We start from the raw sequence: 14,863 nt of genomic DNA on the forward strand, positions 1-14,863 counted from the left end.
TGGGAGGGGGCTTATGTGGGAGCCGGGCTTGCCCGCGATGCAGACACCACGGTGTATCAGTGATACCCAGGTGATGCTATCGCAGGCAAGCCAGCTCCCACATATGTCCCCTCCCACATTTTGGTTTTGAGGGTGTCAGCTATGGCGGTAGAAGCGATCCAGAAGCGCCGGCAAGCCTGCCCGCCATGCCCTGGGCTTGATGCCGAAGGTGTGGAGGATTTTCTTGCAGGCCAACACCGCATGCTGCGGTTCATCCGCCGCATCCGGCCGCGCTGCGTGAGCCTGGGCGGTGGGGGACTCGATGGCCAGCGGATGGAAGTTGCGCGCTTCAGTCAGAATCGCCTGCCCCAGCGCCAACGGGGTAGTCGCCTCGTGGCCGGCGTAGTGGTAGGTGCCCCATAGCGGCGCAGCGCAATCGAGTTGCTTGAGCACCGAGATGATCACCCGCGCCGCATCGTCCACCGGCGTCGGGTTGCCCCGGCGGTCGTCGGCCATCAGTAGCTCGTCGGCGTTCTCGGCCCGGGCCAGGAAGCGCCCGAGCGTGCCGTCGACGCTGTCATCGAGCAACCAGCCAAACCGCAGCAGCACATGCTGCGGGCACGTAGCGCGCACGCTTTGTTCGATACGCCACAACGCCTGGCCGCGCAGGCCCAGGGGCACCGGCTCGTCTTTCTCGCTGTAGGCCGTGGCGCGGGAGCCATCGAATACGCGGTAGCTGGACGGTTGCAGCAGGGTGATGCTGTGATGCTGGCACAGCTCGGCCAGGCGTTCGATGGCGAACTCCTGGGCGGCCAAGCGGGTTTCGCTCACGGCTTCGGCCTGGAACCAGTCGAAATAGTAGGCGAGGTTGATCAAGGCATCGGGACGGGTGTCGTCGAGCAATTGGGTGAGGCTTGCGGCATCCCAGCCGTCTTGGGGCGGTTTGGGGGCGAGGAAGCCGATGTCTTCCTCCGCACCGAGGCGAATCAGCGCCTGCCCGAGGGCATTCCCGCCGCCCAGTAACATAAGGCGCATTCGCATAGATTGAGCAGGCCCGGTCTGTTTGGAACGATGGTTATTATCGACAGGCATGTGCGCCTTGCCGTAGGTAGTTGCCAGAATCGTTGCATTTTGCGGGTTTGTAGCGCAACCGTCACGGATAAAGTGCGGGGTTGCAACTTGGCCCCGCCGGTTGCATATAGGGTGAATGAACCTTCCCGAATCAACGGACAAGGGTTTGCACGGCTTTCACCCCGCCGTCAGCACTTGGTTCCGTAGTACCTTTCCTTCGGTGACCAACGCCCAGGCCCAGGCGTGGCCGTTGATCCGCCAGCGCCGCTCGACGCTGATCGCCGCGCCCACCGGCTCCGGCAAGACGCTGACGGCCTTCCTGGCGGTGCTGGACGACCTGGTGCACCAAGGCCTGGCCAACGGCGGCGAACTGCCGGACCAAACCCTGGTGGTGTATGTGTCGCCGCTCAAGGCGCTATCCAACGATATCCAGATCAACCTGCAAAACCCGCTGGCCGGCATTACCGAACATCTAGAGAAGCGGGGGCTGCCGCCGCTGGTAATCCGCACCGCTGTGCGCACCGGCGACACCCCGCAAAAAGACCGCGCCCAGATGCGCAAACGCGCACCGCATATCCTGGTAACCACTCCTGAATCGCTCTACGTGCTGCTCGGCTCGGATTCCGGCCGGCACATGCTCGCCAGCACACGTACGGTGATCGTCGATGAGATCCACGCCATCGCCGCTGGCAAGCGCGGCAGCCACTTGGCCTTGAGCCTGGAGCGCCTGCAAGGGCTGTGTGCCGAGCCATTGACCCGTATCGGCTTGTCGGCCACGCAAAAACCCATCGAAGCCGTCGCACGCTTTTTAGTTGGCACCGAACGTGATTGCGCCATTGTGGATATCGGCCACGCCCGCCCCCGTGACCTGGCGATCGAAATGCCGCCGGTGCCGCTCTCGGCGGTGATGGCCAACGACGTGTGGGAGTTGGTCTACGATCGCCTCGCGCAATTGGCACGTGAACACCGCACCACCCTGGTATTCGTCAACACCCGACGCCTGGCCGAACGCCTGGCCCGGCACTTGAGCGAGCGCCTGGGCAAGACCGCCGTGGCCGCTCACCACGGCAGTCTGGCCAAGGAGATGCGCCTGGATGCCGAACAGCGCCTCAAGGCCGGCGAACTGCAAATGTTGATCGCCACGGCGTCCCTGGAGCTGGGGATTGATATCGGCGAAGTGGACCTGGTGTGCCAGATCGGCTCACCCGGTTCCATCAACGGCTTCCTGCAACGGGTCGGCCGTTCCGGGCACCAGGTCGGTGGCACGCCCAAGGGGCGCCTGTTTGCCACCACCCGCGACGACCTGATCGAGTGCGCCGCGCTGCTCGACTGCGTGCGCCGTGGCGAGCTGGATACCTTGCATATTCCGGTGGCACCGCTCGATGTACTGGCCCAGCAGATCATCGCCGAGGTCAGCGTCCAGGAATGGCCGGAACAGGCGCTGCTGGCGCTTATCCACCGCGCCGCGCCTTACGCCGAACTGGATGAACGCCACTACCAGGCCCTTTTGCAGATGCTCAGCGAGGGCTACAACGGCCGCCAGGGCATGCGCAGCGCCTACCTGCACCGCGACGCTGTGGCCCACACCCTGCGTGGCCGCCGTGGCGCCAGGCTCACGGCGGTAACCAGCGGCGGCACGATCCCCGACAACGCCGACTACAGCGTGTTGCTGGAGCCGCAAAGCCTGAATATCGGCAGCGTCAACGAAGACTTTGCGGTGGAAAGCATCGCCGGGGATATCTTCCAGCTCGGCAATACCTCCTATCGCATCCTGCGTGTCGAAGCCGGCAAGGTGCGGGTCGAAGACGCCCAGGGCCAACCCCCGACCATTCCGTTCTGGTTGGGTGAAGCGCCCGGGCGCAGCAACGAGTTATCGGTGGCCGTGGCCCGCTTGCAAGGGCAATTGGACAGCTTGCTCGGCGCCACGCCCGGCGACCTGCAACCGGCCCTCGACTGGCTTACCGGCACCCTGGGTCTCAATGTCGCCAGCGCCGACCAACTGTTGGATTACCTCGCCCGGTCGCGCCAGGCCCTGAGCGCCTTGCCGTCCCAGGACACATTGATCATGGAACGGTTTTTCGATGCGTCCGGCGGCACCCAACTGGTCATCCACACGCCGTTTGGCAGCCGCATCAACCGCGCCTGGGGCCTGGCCTTGCGCAAGCGCTTTTGCCGTACCTTCAATTTCGAGTTGCAAGCGGCGGCCAGTGAAAATGCCATCGTGCTGTCGTTGTCCACCAGTCACAGCTTCGCGCTGGATGAGGTGTGGCGTTACCTCAACAGCAACAGTGCCGAGCACATCCTGATCCAGGCCGTGCTGGATGCGCCACTGTTCGGTGTGCGCTGGCGCTGGAATGCCGGCGTGGCCCTGGCGCTGCCGCGTTATACCGGCGGGCGCAAGGTGGCGCCGCAGATCCAGCGCATGAAGAGCGAAGACCTGATCGCCAGCGTATTTCCCGACCAGATCGCCTGCCTGGAAAACCTCTCCGGCGAACGCGAGATCCCCAACCACCCGCTGGTGGAGCAAACCCTCGACGACTGCCTGCACGAGGCCATGGACAGCGACGCCTGGCTGGCGCTGCTGCGGCGCATGGAACGCGGCGACGTGCGGTTGATCAGCCGCGACCTGCCCGCGCCCTCGCCCATGGCCGCAGAAATCCTCAGCGCTAAACCCTATACCTTCCTCGACGACGCCCCCCTGGAAGAGCGCCGCACCCAGGCCGTGCTCAACCGACGCTGGAGCGACCCGCAGAGCACCGACGACTTGGGCGCCCTGGATGCCGACGCCATCGCCGGTGTACGCGAAGAAGCCTGGCCGGCGCCCAATGGCCTGGATGAAATGCATGAAGCGTTGATGAGCCTGGCGTGCATCGCAGCGGGCGAAGTTACGCCGCAATGGGCCCAATGGTTGCAGGCCTTGCGCAAGGCCGGGCGGGCCTATCAGTTGCCCAATGGAATGTGGGGCGCCGTAGAGCGCTTGAATTGTTTGCAGGCGCTGTATCCCAACGATCTGCCGTTGCTGCCGGGGTTCGATGAGCCCTGGTCCTTTGATGAAGCGCTGGTGGAAGTGCTACGTGCGCGCCTCAGTGGTTTTGGCCCACTGACCCTGGTCGAGATCGCAGCGCCCCTGGCATTACCGGTGGTGGCGCTTACCCAGGCCCTGGCACGCCTGGAACAAGAAGGCTACGTGCTGCGCGGTCACTTCAGCCCCGGCGTGGGTGAAGAACAATGGTGCGAACGTCATTTGCTGGCGCGCATTCATCGCTACACGGTCAAGCGCCTGCGCCGGGAAATCGAGCCGGTGGCATTGCAGGATTTCATGCGCTTTCTGTTCGATTGGCAACACCTGTCCGACAGCACCCGCGGCCAGGGCAGCGCCGTGTTGCCGCAAATCGTCGGCCAGTTCGAAGGCTATGCCGCTGCCACGTCAGCCTGGGACACAGACCTGCTCAGCGCCCGCATCAAGGATTACTCATCGACCTGGCTCGATGACCTGTGCCGCAGCGGCAAGCTGGTCTGGACGCGCCTGAGCAACAAGGCCGGCGCCATGGCATTGCGCAGCACCCCGGTGGTTTTGCTCCCCCGTAGCCAGGTAGCGTTGTGGAGCGGGCTGACCGAGCCTACCGACAGCACCACGCTGTCGCCCAAGACGCAGAAGGTCCACCTGGCCCTGCGCGAGCATGGCGCGCTGTTTTTCGATGAACTGGTACACGAGGCCCATTTGCTGCGCAGCGAGCTGGAGACAGCCTTGCAGGAATTGGTAGGCGCCGGCTTGGTGAATGCTGACAGCTTCGCCGGCCTGCGCGCCTTGACCACCCCCGCCAGCAAACGCCAGGCGCGCAGCAGTCGACGTGGGCGCGGGGCGTTTGTCGGCGGTATGGACGACGCCGGGCGTTGGGCCTTGGTTCGCCGCTCGGCGACCGCCGCCGGCGCGCATACGGCCGAGACCCTGGAGCATGTGGCGATGACCCTGCTGCGCCGCTATGGCGTGGTGTTCTGGCGGCTGCTGGAGCGCGAGGCGGATTGGTTACCGAGTTGGCGCGAGTTGCTGCGCACCTTCCATCGGTTGGAGGCGCGAGGCGAGATCCGTGGCGGGCGGTTTGTCAGTGGGTTGGCGGGAGAGCAGTTTGCATTGCCGGAGGCGATACCGTTGCTGCGCGAGGTGCGGCGGCGGCCCCATGATGGGAGTTTAATTGCGGTGTGTGGGGCGGATCCGTTGAATCTTGTCGGCACGCTGTTACCGGGAGCCAAGGTGCCAGCGGTAAGCGGTAATCGGGTTGTGTACCGTGATGGGGTGCCGGCGGCGGTGATGGTAGGGGGCAAGCAGCAGGTTTTGTTGGAGGTGGATCAGCAAGCGGTGCAGGAGAAGTTGATCAGGCGCTGACCTTGAGGGCCTCATCGGAAGCAAGCCCCCTCCCACACTTGAAACGTGTTCACAAATCTCAATGTGGGAGGGGCTTGCTCCCGATGGGGCCAGAACAGCCACCCTCATCATTGAGACCTGGGCTGCTCCGTCAACACCACCGCATCCTGCTCATGCTCCTGCGCCACACGCTTAGGCAACAACACCTGCTGTGGATAAGTTTGCGCAAAATGCACCTCATCACAGTTATCCACAAGCTTTTTCAAGCGCTGATTAAACGCACGGCTGACTGCGTATTGGCCACCCGAAACCGTGCGGAACTGCGCCGTGAGCACCACGCCATTGAGGTCCATCTTGTCCACCCCGAACACTTCCAACGGCCCTTGCAGGTTGTACTTGAGGAACACATCGTCGCGAATCGACTGGCCGGCCTCGCGGATCAGCTCCACGGCCCTGTCCACGTCGGTGTCGTAAGTGAACTGCACCGAGAAGAAGGCATAGGCGAATTGACGGGACTGGTTGGTGACCGCCTTGATCTGCCCGAACGGCACCGAATGCACAAACCCCTTGCCGTCACGCAGGCGCAGGGTGCGGATGGTCAGGCCCTCCACGGTGCCGGCGTGACCAGAGTCGAGCACCACCCAATCGCCGATGGACAGGGTGTCTTCGATAATGATGAACAGGCCAGTAATCACGTCCTGCACCAGTTGCTGGGAACCGAAACCGATCGCCAGTCCCACCACCCCGGCGCCCGCCAGCAACGGCGCGACATTGATGCCCAGATTGGCCATGGTGGTGATCGCGCAGATCACCACCAGGATGATCTTCACTGCATTGCGCAGCAGCGGCAGGATGGTTTTGACCCGGGTACTGGGCTGGCGACTGGAGCGTTTATTCACCGGTGGTTTGAGGGCTTCCTGTATCGCAGTGTCGAGCACCACCCAGAACAGCCAGGTCACCAACAGGATCAGGCCGATACTGCTGAGGGAATCACTGATGGCCCGGCCCACCGAGTTGCGCTGGGCGAATTCGAACAGCGAAACGCCCCAGATACGCCCGAGTATCTCGATAAACGCGATGGCCATGACGATACGCAAAATTGCGTGCAGCAAACTCAGGAAGCGTTCCTTGTAGGCACTGCTGCGCTGGATCGATACCTGGCTGCGGGACTTGAACAGGTGTTGCAGCACGGTGCTGAGAAACACCGTGCCGATCAGTAACAAGGTGGTGAGCAGCGCGCAGCGCAGGGCCTCTTGGTTGTCGTCACCGGCGCCAATCAGGTTGACCGCCGACACCAGCACCATCAACAGAATCGGCCAGTACCAGAGCCCGGAAAACACCCGCAGCGACTGTTGCAATGCTGGATGTTTGAGACGCTGGGCCAACGGCCGATTGCGGATCAAATGGGCCACCGGCCGCCGCAGGCGTACCACCAGCACGCCAAAGATGACCGCGGCAAACAGGCCGGTAAACACGGCGATGCTGCTGGTGATATTGCCGCCCAACTGACGAGCGATTTGCGGGCTGGTCAGCGCATCGCTGAGGGCCGCGAGAAAGCCGATCAGGAACAGCGGCTTGGGGCAATAGTCACGAATGATCTGCACGGCAGGCCGCTTGTGCCCGACGTTGAACATGACAATGACGCACAGCAACAGCGAGGTGGAAAAGATGCCACTGCTGGTGGCGTAGGCAAAACACAGTGCCAGGGCTCGGCCGACAGACGCAGGTAAAAAGTGACTGACATAAAGGGTCAGCGGCAGGCAGATCAGCGCTGGAATCGTGTAGGGCACCACATAGCTCAGCAAGCCTTGCAGCCGTTGACGCCGCGCAAGGAACGGGCGGCGGCTCGATCGTTGCACAACCAGGCGCCCAAGCATCGTCAACAGGGCAAAGGCACCGGCCCACACGCCGGACAACAGCAGGAAATCGCCGGCCACGCTCCAGGGCGAGCGTGCGGCTGTCTGGTCTACCAGGCGCCCTACTTCGTCTGCGGCGCGATCAGCACGCAGGCGCCAGGCGTCGATGAGGTTCTGGTCGAGGTCGAGCTTGTTCTGCACGTCGTCGATGCTGGAGCTGATGGCCCCGAGCAACCCGCCTTCTACCAGCAGTTCCGGCTTGGCCGGCGTTTCGGCAGCGGGCGCCGTTGCCGCGGCCTGCAATGCGCCATTGCCGCAGAGCAGCAGCGCGCCGAGCAGTAATGCAGTCTTTAAATTCAGCAAAACAGCAAGCTCCTTCAGCAGGGTCTGTAAGGAACTGACGAGCTTGGGCCTTTATCGTTCCCTGCATTTGCAATGCCCCTCCCGCATTTCACCCCTATTACCGCCCGTAGGAATGTGGAAACTTTCAGCCAAATAGCGCAGTCATCCCATAACGGAGGTCACCTCACCCACCATCCACGGGAGTAAACATGGCGGCGATTCACATCGGCATTTCCGGCTGGCGCTACACGCCCTGGCGCGGGGACTTTTACCCCGAAGGGCTGACCCAGAAACGCGAGTTGCAGTTTGCGTCACGCGCCGTCAACAGCATCGAAATCAACGGCTCGTTCTACGCGCTGCAAACCCCCAAGCGCTACGCCGAGTGGTATGCCGATACGCCCGAAGGTTTCCTGTTCAGTGTCAAGGCGCCCCGTTTCATCACGCATATCCTGCGCCTGCGGGACGTGCACAAGCCGATGGCGAATTTCTTCGCTTCCGGCGTGCTGGAACTCAAAGAAAAACTCGGCCCCATCCTCTGGCAGTTTCCGCCCAGCTTCAAATTCGACGCCACGCTGTTCGAAACCTTTTTGGCTGAATTACCTACCGATACCCAGCAGGCAGCCGCCCTCGCCCGCCAGCATGAGCCACGCCTGAACGGCAAGGCGAGCATGAAGGCCTATGCCAAGAAGCCTTTGCGCCATGCCGTGGAGATTCGCAACAAGACTTTTGCCGTGCCGGAGTTCATCCAACTGCTGGATAAGCACGGTGTGGCGCTGGTGGTCGCGGACACCGCCGGCAAGTGGCCGTACGTGGAAGACGTGACCGCCAACTTCATGTACCTGCGCTTGCACGGCGACAAGCAGTTATACGCCAGCGGTTATAGCGCCGAAGCGCTCCAGCGCTGGGGTGACCGAATCGAACGCTGGGCCCAAGGCAAGCAGCCTGCCGATGCACACCTAATCGACCCTCACCACACACCCCGCAGGCGTAAACAGCGCGATGTGTTCTGCTTTTTCGACAACGACATCAAAGTTCGCGCCCCCTTCGATGCACGCCAATTGCTGCAACGTTTCGGGCTGGACCAACACCTGCTCACCGAACCTGGCCGGCTGCCGGAACCAGGAGTATTGCCATGACGCATCCAGAGCTAATCCCCACCCCGCCGACCACCGCCATCACCCGTTTCACGGTGCTGACGGTTAATATCCACAAGGGTTTCACCGCACTGAATCGCCGTTTCATCTTGCCCGAGCTGCGTGAAGCGGTGCGCAGCGTGGGCGCAGACATGGTGTTCTTGCAGGAGATCCATGGCACTCACGAACGCCATCCCCAGCGCTACAGCGACTGGCCAAAAATGCCGCAGTATGAATTCCTCGCCGACAGCATCTGGCCGCAGTTTGCCTATGGGCGCAATGCGGTGTACCCCCATGGCGATCATGGCAATGCACTGCTGTCGAAATTCCAGATCATCCGCTACGACAACCTCGATATTTCGCAAAGCGGCCATGAAAACCGCGGCCTGCTGCATTGCGTGTTGCGCCTGCCGGGCAGCGGCCAGCAGGTGCACGCGATCTGCATCCACCTGGGCTTGCGCGAGGTGCATCGCCAACAACAATTGCGCTTGCTGGAACAACGTATCAGCGAGATTCCCGCCGATGCGCCGTTGGTGGTCGCTGGCGATTTCAACGACTGGCGGCAAAAAGCCGACCTGAGCCAAAGCGGCCTGCAGGAAGTGTTCATGCACACCCTCGGCAAACCGGCGCGCACCTTCCCGGCACGCCTGCCGTTGCTGCCGCTGGACCGCATTTATGTGCGCAACCTGACGGTGCACAACCCTCGCGTGCTCACCACTCGTCCCTGGTCCCATTTATCAGACCATGTGCCGCTGTCGGTGGAGGTTGAGCTATGAACGTTGCGGTAGACCATATCGCCACAGACCAACCGCCAGACGACAGCAAGGCGCGAGATCTGGATTACGGCTGGCAGAGCGGCAACCAGGTGGTGTTGCTGGAGAACGGCGAGGCGTACTTTCCTGCCGTGTTCGAGGCATTGCGCAGCGCCGAGCGCGAGATCCTGCTGGAGACCTTCATCCTTTTTGAAGACAAGGTCGGCTTTGAGCTGCACAGCATCCTCATCGAGGCGGCCCAGCGCGGGGTGAAGGTGGTGGTCAGCCTCGACGGTTTTGGTTGCGGCGAGCTGAGCCCGGGCTTCCTGCGGGAGTTGGCCGAAGCCGGGGTGATGGTGCAAATGTTCGACCCGGCGCCCAAGACCTTCGGCATACGCACTAACTGGTTTCGCCGCCTGCACCGCAAGATTGTGGTGGTGGATGCCCGCGTGGCGTTTATCGGCGGGATCAATTTTTCTGCTGACCACTTGGCGGATTTCGGCCCCGAAGCCAAGCAGGATTACGCCGTGCAGGTGATCGGCCCGGCCGTGGCCGACCTGCACCATTTCGCCCTTGCCCAAAGTGGCCGCCAGGTGCGCAGCCGTCGCGGTTGGCGGCGGCGCCAGCAGCGGCCTTCACCCTGGACGAACGAGCCAGGCGACGGCCTGGTACGCCTGATCTACCGCGACAATATCCAGCATCGTGACGACATCGAAGACGCGTATATCCACGCCTTGAGCCAGGCCCGGCAGCGGGTGGTGATCGCCAACGCGTACTTCTTCCCCGGCTATCGCCTGCTTCGCGAGATCCGTAACGCGGCGCGCCGTGGCGTGCAGGTGCAATTGATCATGCAGGGCCAGCCCGACGTGCTGTTGGCAAAACTTGCCGCGCGCATGCTCTATGACTACTTGCTCAAGGATGGCGTGGTGATTCACGAATACTGCCAACGCCCACTGCACGGCAAGGTGGCGCTGGTGGATGACGAATGGAGCACCGTCGGTTCGAGCAACCTGGACCCACTCAGCCTGGCATTGAACCTGGAGGCCAATGTGCTGATTCGCGACCGGGCTTTCAATCAGCAGCTCTACGAACGCCTGGAAGCCCTCGCCCACAATCATTGCCAGACCATGCCGGAAAAGCGCAAGCCACGCCTGTGGCTCTGGCGCTTGACCGTAGGTTTCCTGGTGTTTCATGTGATGCGCCATTTCCCGGTACTGGCCAGTTGGTTGCCGGCCCACAAACCGCGCTTGAAACCTTTTGAGGCCACGCCCCATGACGTCTGAAGCCCGCCCCCAAACGCAAGCCTCGGGGTTCAAGCGCTGGAAGAAACCGCTGACGATTGCGTTCTTCGTGCTGCTGATCGTGTTGTTTACCCTGCTCGCCCGGCGCATCGACTGGAGCGAAGTGTTCCAGACCCTGAGCGAGTTCAAGCTACGCACATTGTTCATCGCCGGCGCGCTGACGCTGTGCAGTTTTATCGTCTATGCCTGCTTCGATTTGATCGGCCGCACCTACATTCGCCAGCCGTTGCGTTGGAAGCAGATATTACCGGTGGGCATCATCAGCTACGCGTTCAACCTCAACCTCAGCGCCTGGGTCGGCGGCATCGCCATGCGTTATAGGCTGTATTCACGCCTGGGCGTGAGCACCAGCAATATCGCCAAGATCCTCGGCCTGAGCCTGGCCACCAATTGGTTCGGCTATATGGTGTTGGCCGGGGTGGTGTTCAGCAGCGGGTTGGTGACCCTGCCGCCAGGCTGGAAGCTCAGCACCGGCGCCTTGCAAGGCGTCGGGGTGTTATTGGTGATCGCGAGCCTGGGCTACCTGGCGGCGTGCCGGTTTTCGAAAAAGCGTGCGTGGTCGATTCGCGGTATCGAGATCAACTTGCCGTCGTTGCGCATGGCCTGTTTGCAGTTGGCCCTGGGTGCGTTGAACTGGTCATTGATGGCCGCGGTGATCTTTACCTTGCTGCCGGCCAAACTGGATTACCCACTGGTGCTGGGGGTGCTGTTGATCAGCGCAATTGCCGGGGTGGTCACCCATATTCCCGCCGGCTTGGGGGTGTTGGAGGCGGTGTTCATTGCGCTGTTGCAGCATGAGGCGTCGCGGGGGAGTTTGCTGGCCGGGCTGATCGCGTACCGGGCGATTTATTTTATTTGCCCATTGTTGATTGCACTGGTGATGTATCTGGGGGTGGAGGCCAAGGCCAAGGCGTTGCGGGTTAAGAAAACTGCCTGATGAGACGGTGGTGACGGTGGAATCGCTATCGCGGGCAAGCCCGGCTCCCACCTGGGAATGCATTCCCCTGTGGGAGCCGGGCTTGCCCGCGATAGCGATCACAAGGGCAACGACTATCGGGCCTGAATGATGCTCAACCGCTCCCCCACCACCATCTCGGTAATCCAGTCCACCAGGATCGAGGTGTACGCCTGCTGCGACACCGGATCGCTCAGGGAATGGTCGGCGCCGTCGATGATGCGGTGGGTCAGCGAATGGGTCTGCTGGCACGCTGCGCGGTAACTCATGATGGTGGCGTGGGGCACATGGTCGTCGGTTTCCGATTCGACAATCAGCACATCGCCGGTAAATTGCGCGCAGGCATGCAGTGCACGGTTGGTTTCGGCGTGCACGAGGGTGCCACGGTAATCCATCAGGTCGGCTTTATCCAAGTCGCGCTTGGGCTTGAGCCATTCCTGGTCGCGGTACAGCGCCGGCACTCGCAGCGCCAGCCAACGTACCGGGCGCAATGAGGTGAGGATCGCCGCGAGGTACCCGCCATAACTGGTGCCCACCACTGCCACCGCCGAGGTGTCGATAGCAGGGTGGGACAGCAGGCGATCGTAAGCGGCCAACAGGTCGCGCAGATTGTCTTCGCGGGTGACGCGGGACAAGGGGATGCCGGTGCCAGCATGGCCACGCAGGTCGAAGGTCAGGCATACACATCCAAGGCCTGCGATGCCTTTGGCCCGCTCCAGGTCGCGCTCCTGGCTGCCGCCCCAGCCGTGCACGAACAACACGCCGGGCACTTTGGACTTGGGACTGAGGAATGTCCCGCTCATCTGTTCGTCGTCTATATCGATGGTGATGCTCTCGCTTCTAGCCGTCATAAGTCTTGACCGTCACATACTTGAGTAGAAAGTCGCTGTTTTCGGCCGGGCCTCGGTATACCTCGATGGCATCCGCCGGCAGCGCCTGGTCTACATAGGTTTCTACCGAGGACACACGGATGGCTTTAAGGCCCGGATGGTTGATAAAACTCTGCAACGCCGCGACTTCCGCGCTGCTGGCCCCGCCCATGCGCCAGGATTGTTCGAGCACACCACTGCGGCGCTGGCCTGTGCCGTCCAGGCCTTGGGCGATGTCGTAGTTGCGGCGCGAGGCGAAGAAGCCTGGGTAGGCCTCATTCGCAGCACGGTCGAAAACCAGCGCCTGTTCGATGGCCTCACGCACGTCTTCAGGCAGATCCAGTTTGAGCAGGGCAGCGTAATCACCGGGGACGACCAGCAGATCGGAACCGCCGTAGACCTCTTCCCCCTGCCCGTCTTGCGTCAGGTGCTGCTCGCCGCAGTAGCTGAAGAGGTGATCGCCGATAAAGCTCTGGCCCACACTGTGGGTGACCACCGCGTGCAGGTCTTGTTCCAGCACCACACCTTCATTGAACATTCGGGCCGCTTCCGGGCGCGCCACTATCGCGTCGAACTCATCCAGGCTGTGGATAACTTCCTGCCCCCGCCCTGCACAGGCATTTACGGGTTTCAGACGAATCGGGCCGCTGTAGAGCAAGCGGGTCGCGGCAGGCCGTGCATCCTCAAGGGCGAACACACTCACACCGTCCAACACCACGTCACGCACACGCTCGCAGAATGACGGCGACCAGCCTTCGGGCGCCTTGGCCTCGAGACTCAGCAGCCCGTGACTGATGGCTTTGGTGCAGATGAACGCGTGATCGACATAGCCGCCCCACAGATCTTGTGGCCCCTTGATATTGAGCTGGCGCGCTTGGGCTGGCCCGACCAGGGTTTGCGTGGGCAGCAGATACAATTCCCGACCCGCATGCAGGGCCGGGTCGTAACTGCCACCGAACTTGAGCCCCAGGATCTGCGCGAGCCAGCGTGCGAGGGCGCGGTTGGTTTCGATTTCATGCAGGGGCGCACCCTCTCGCATGGAGTGGGCGACCACCAACTTCTTGCGACTTATGGGGGTCATGCGGTCCCCTTTTCTATCAACCTTTGTGTAGCAGTGAGGTTGCATGGATCAGGCCAACGCTGGGATTGAGGGAAGAGCTGTTAAATCAATCAGTTGCGCAAAAAGTGATGGCCGTTAGCCTGTTTTATTCTGCACGACCCGGGGAGAAGCCTGCGGCGTTCTGCACGATTCAAACCCCGAAGCGGTTGCGGTAATCGCTGGGGGACAGGCCGGTGATTTTCTTGAAGATGACGCGAAAGGCGCTGGGGTCTTGATAGCCCACGGTCCAGGCAATGTGATCGATGGTGCCATTGGTGAACTCCAGCATCTGCCGCGCCTTGCCGACTCGCAGATGCTGACAGTACTCGGTGGGTTTCAATCCGGTGGCGTTGCGAAAGCGGCGCAAGAACGTGCGCTCCTCCAGGTTCGCCTCCTGCGCCATCGCCGCCACGGACACATCCACCGCACCACTGGCCTGCAGCCAATGCTGGACCTTGAGGACCGCACCATCACCATGCCTGAGAATCGGCGCAAAGTTGCTACCGCACTGGCTGGCACTGGCGCTGTGCTCGATCACCAGAAAGCGCGCAGTGTCAGCTGCAATGCTCGGCCCCATAAGCCGATCGACCAGGCGCAGGCCCAATTCCGACCAGGCCATCAGCCCAGCGGAGGTGATCAGGTCGCCGTCATCGACGATAGGTTTATCCGCTTCCAGTCGCACCGCCGGGTAACAGGCCGCAAAAGATTTCGCGGAGGACCAGTGGGTGGTGGCACTGCGGCCATCCAACAGGCCGCTGCGCGCCAGCATGATCGAGCCGATGCACACGCCGCCCAGCACGGTGCCGCCCGCATGTTGCAGGCGCAGCCATTCCAGCAGCGCAGGCGGCGCCTGGTCTTCGGTGAACTCTGCAATCGAGGGCGGCACCAACACGGCCATCATCGGTTGCTCGGGGCCTGGGTGGCTGTCGAACGTGCGCGCGGGCGTGCCGTGGGCATCTACCTGCCAGTGGCTGACCCGCAGCAGCGGTAATTGCGCAGATTCATGCTCGGCGGCGATGCGGTTAGCGACCCCGAACAGGTCGGTCAGCCCGTGGACTGCGGCGAGTTGCGCACCCTGGTAGATCAACACACCCAGCTCGACAGTGCTGCGTTGCGCGGCCATTGTCAGTTTTCCCCCTGTTA

The 14,863-nt window shown here is 62.3% G+C and carries 10 protein-coding genes; 5 read left to right on the top strand and 5 right to left on the bottom strand.

What is annotated here, in order from left to right; all coding sequences use genetic code 11:
* Positions 1 to 135: 135 nt before the first annotated feature.
* Positions 136 to 1,020 (bottom strand): sugar nucleotide-binding protein, encoded by an 885-nt coding sequence (locus GIV26_RS19295; protein WP_054896955.1) that lies wholly within the window; start codon positions 1,018 to 1,020, stop codon positions 136 to 138.
* A 166-nt stretch (positions 1,021 to 1,186) separates the two neighbouring features.
* On the opposite strand from GIV26_RS19295, the gene GIV26_RS19300 reads away from it, so the two are divergent.
* Entirely contained in the window at positions 1,187 to 5,434 is a 4,248-nt protein-coding gene (locus GIV26_RS19300; protein WP_236281903.1) for a DEAD/DEAH box helicase, read from the top strand.
* 107 nt (positions 5,435 to 5,541) lie between these two features.
* Here the strand turns inward: GIV26_RS19300 and GIV26_RS19305 are convergent, their stop codons facing one another.
* Entirely contained in the window at positions 5,542 to 7,632 is a 2,091-nt protein-coding gene (locus GIV26_RS19305; RefSeq protein WP_236281905.1) for a mechanosensitive ion channel family protein, read from the bottom strand.
* Positions 7,633 to 7,820: 188 nt separating this feature from the next.
* On the opposite strand from GIV26_RS19305, the gene GIV26_RS19310 reads away from it, so the two are divergent.
* From GIV26_RS19310 to GIV26_RS19325, 4 genes are read left to right on the top strand one after another with little or no spacing between them, the layout of a single operon-like run.
* On the top strand, positions 7,821 to 8,747 hold the full coding sequence (locus GIV26_RS19310) for a DUF72 domain-containing protein (protein ID WP_089042532.1): 927 nt from the start codon (positions 7,821 to 7,823) through the stop codon (positions 8,745 to 8,747).
* Positions 8,744 to 9,520, top strand: coding sequence for an endonuclease/exonuclease/phosphatase family protein (locus tag GIV26_RS19315; RefSeq protein ID WP_032895083.1), 777 nt, complete (start codon positions 8,744 to 8,746; stop codon positions 9,518 to 9,520). The genes GIV26_RS19310 and GIV26_RS19315 overlap by 4 nt, the downstream gene beginning before the upstream one ends.
* Positions 9,517 to 10,779, top strand: coding sequence for a cardiolipin synthase ClsB (gene clsB, locus GIV26_RS19320; RefSeq protein ID WP_034125924.1), 1,263 nt, complete (start codon positions 9,517 to 9,519; stop codon positions 10,777 to 10,779). The genes GIV26_RS19315 and clsB overlap by 4 nt, the downstream gene beginning before the upstream one ends.
* Positions 10,769 to 11,734: a lysylphosphatidylglycerol synthase domain-containing protein gene (locus GIV26_RS19325; RefSeq protein WP_089042534.1), complete on the top strand. Its 966-nt coding sequence runs from the start codon at positions 10,769 to 10,771 to the stop codon at positions 11,732 to 11,734. Before clsB ends, GIV26_RS19325 begins: the two co-directional genes overlap by 11 nt.
* Positions 11,735 to 11,847: 113 nt before the next feature.
* Here the strand turns inward: GIV26_RS19325 and GIV26_RS19330 are convergent, their stop codons facing one another.
* From GIV26_RS19330 to GIV26_RS19340, 3 genes are all read right to left on the bottom strand, one after another.
* Positions 11,848 to 12,603, bottom strand: coding sequence for an alpha/beta hydrolase family protein (locus tag GIV26_RS19330; protein WP_019818878.1), 756 nt, complete (start codon positions 12,601 to 12,603; stop codon positions 11,848 to 11,850).
* Positions 12,593 to 13,702, bottom strand: a complete 1,110-nt coding sequence (locus GIV26_RS19335) for a DUF3182 family protein (RefSeq protein WP_236281907.1) — start codon at positions 13,700 to 13,702, stop codon at positions 12,593 to 12,595. The genes GIV26_RS19330 and GIV26_RS19335 overlap by 11 nt, the downstream gene beginning before the upstream one ends.
* 169 nt (positions 13,703 to 13,871) lie before the next feature.
* Positions 13,872 to 14,843, bottom strand: coding sequence for a GlxA family transcriptional regulator (locus GIV26_RS19340; RefSeq protein ID WP_034125921.1), 972 nt, complete (start codon positions 14,841 to 14,843; stop codon positions 13,872 to 13,874).
* Positions 14,844 to 14,863 lie beyond the last annotated feature (20 nt).

Source organism: Pseudomonas sp. PA-1-3F (assembly GCF_021609665.1).
Lineage (GTDB): Bacteria > Pseudomonadota > Gammaproteobacteria > Pseudomonadales > Pseudomonadaceae > Aquipseudomonas > Aquipseudomonas paracarnis.

What these genes read in the sequence shown, in the direction of transcription:
- GIV26_RS19335 (WP_236281907.1), bottom strand. Translation starts at nt 13,702, where the DNA reads ATGACCCCCATAAGTCGCAAGAAGTTGGTGGTCGCCCACTCCATGCGA.
- GIV26_RS19300 (WP_236281903.1), top strand. Translation starts at nt 1,187, where the DNA reads ATGAACCTTCCCGAATCAACGGACAAGGGTTTGCACGGCTTTCACCCC.
- clsB (WP_034125924.1), top strand. Translation starts at nt 9,517, where the DNA reads ATGAACGTTGCGGTAGACCATATCGCCACAGACCAACCGCCAGACGAC.
- GIV26_RS19315 (WP_032895083.1), top strand. Translation starts at nt 8,744, where the DNA reads ATGACGCATCCAGAGCTAATCCCCACCCCGCCGACCACCGCCATCACC.
- GIV26_RS19330 (WP_019818878.1), bottom strand. Translation starts at nt 12,603, where the DNA reads ATGACGGCTAGAAGCGAGAGCATCACCATCGATATAGACGACGAACAG.
- GIV26_RS19325 (WP_089042534.1), top strand. Translation starts at nt 10,769, where the DNA reads ATGACGTCTGAAGCCCGCCCCCAAACGCAAGCCTCGGGGTTCAAGCGC.
- GIV26_RS19295 (WP_054896955.1), bottom strand. Translation starts at nt 1,020, where the DNA reads ATGCGAATGCGCCTTATGTTACTGGGCGGCGGGAATGCCCTCGGGCAG.
- GIV26_RS19310 (WP_089042532.1), top strand. Translation starts at nt 7,821, where the DNA reads ATGGCGGCGATTCACATCGGCATTTCCGGCTGGCGCTACACGCCCTGG.
- GIV26_RS19340 (WP_034125921.1), bottom strand. Translation starts at nt 14,843, where the DNA reads ATGGCCGCGCAACGCAGCACTGTCGAGCTGGGTGTGTTGATCTACCAG.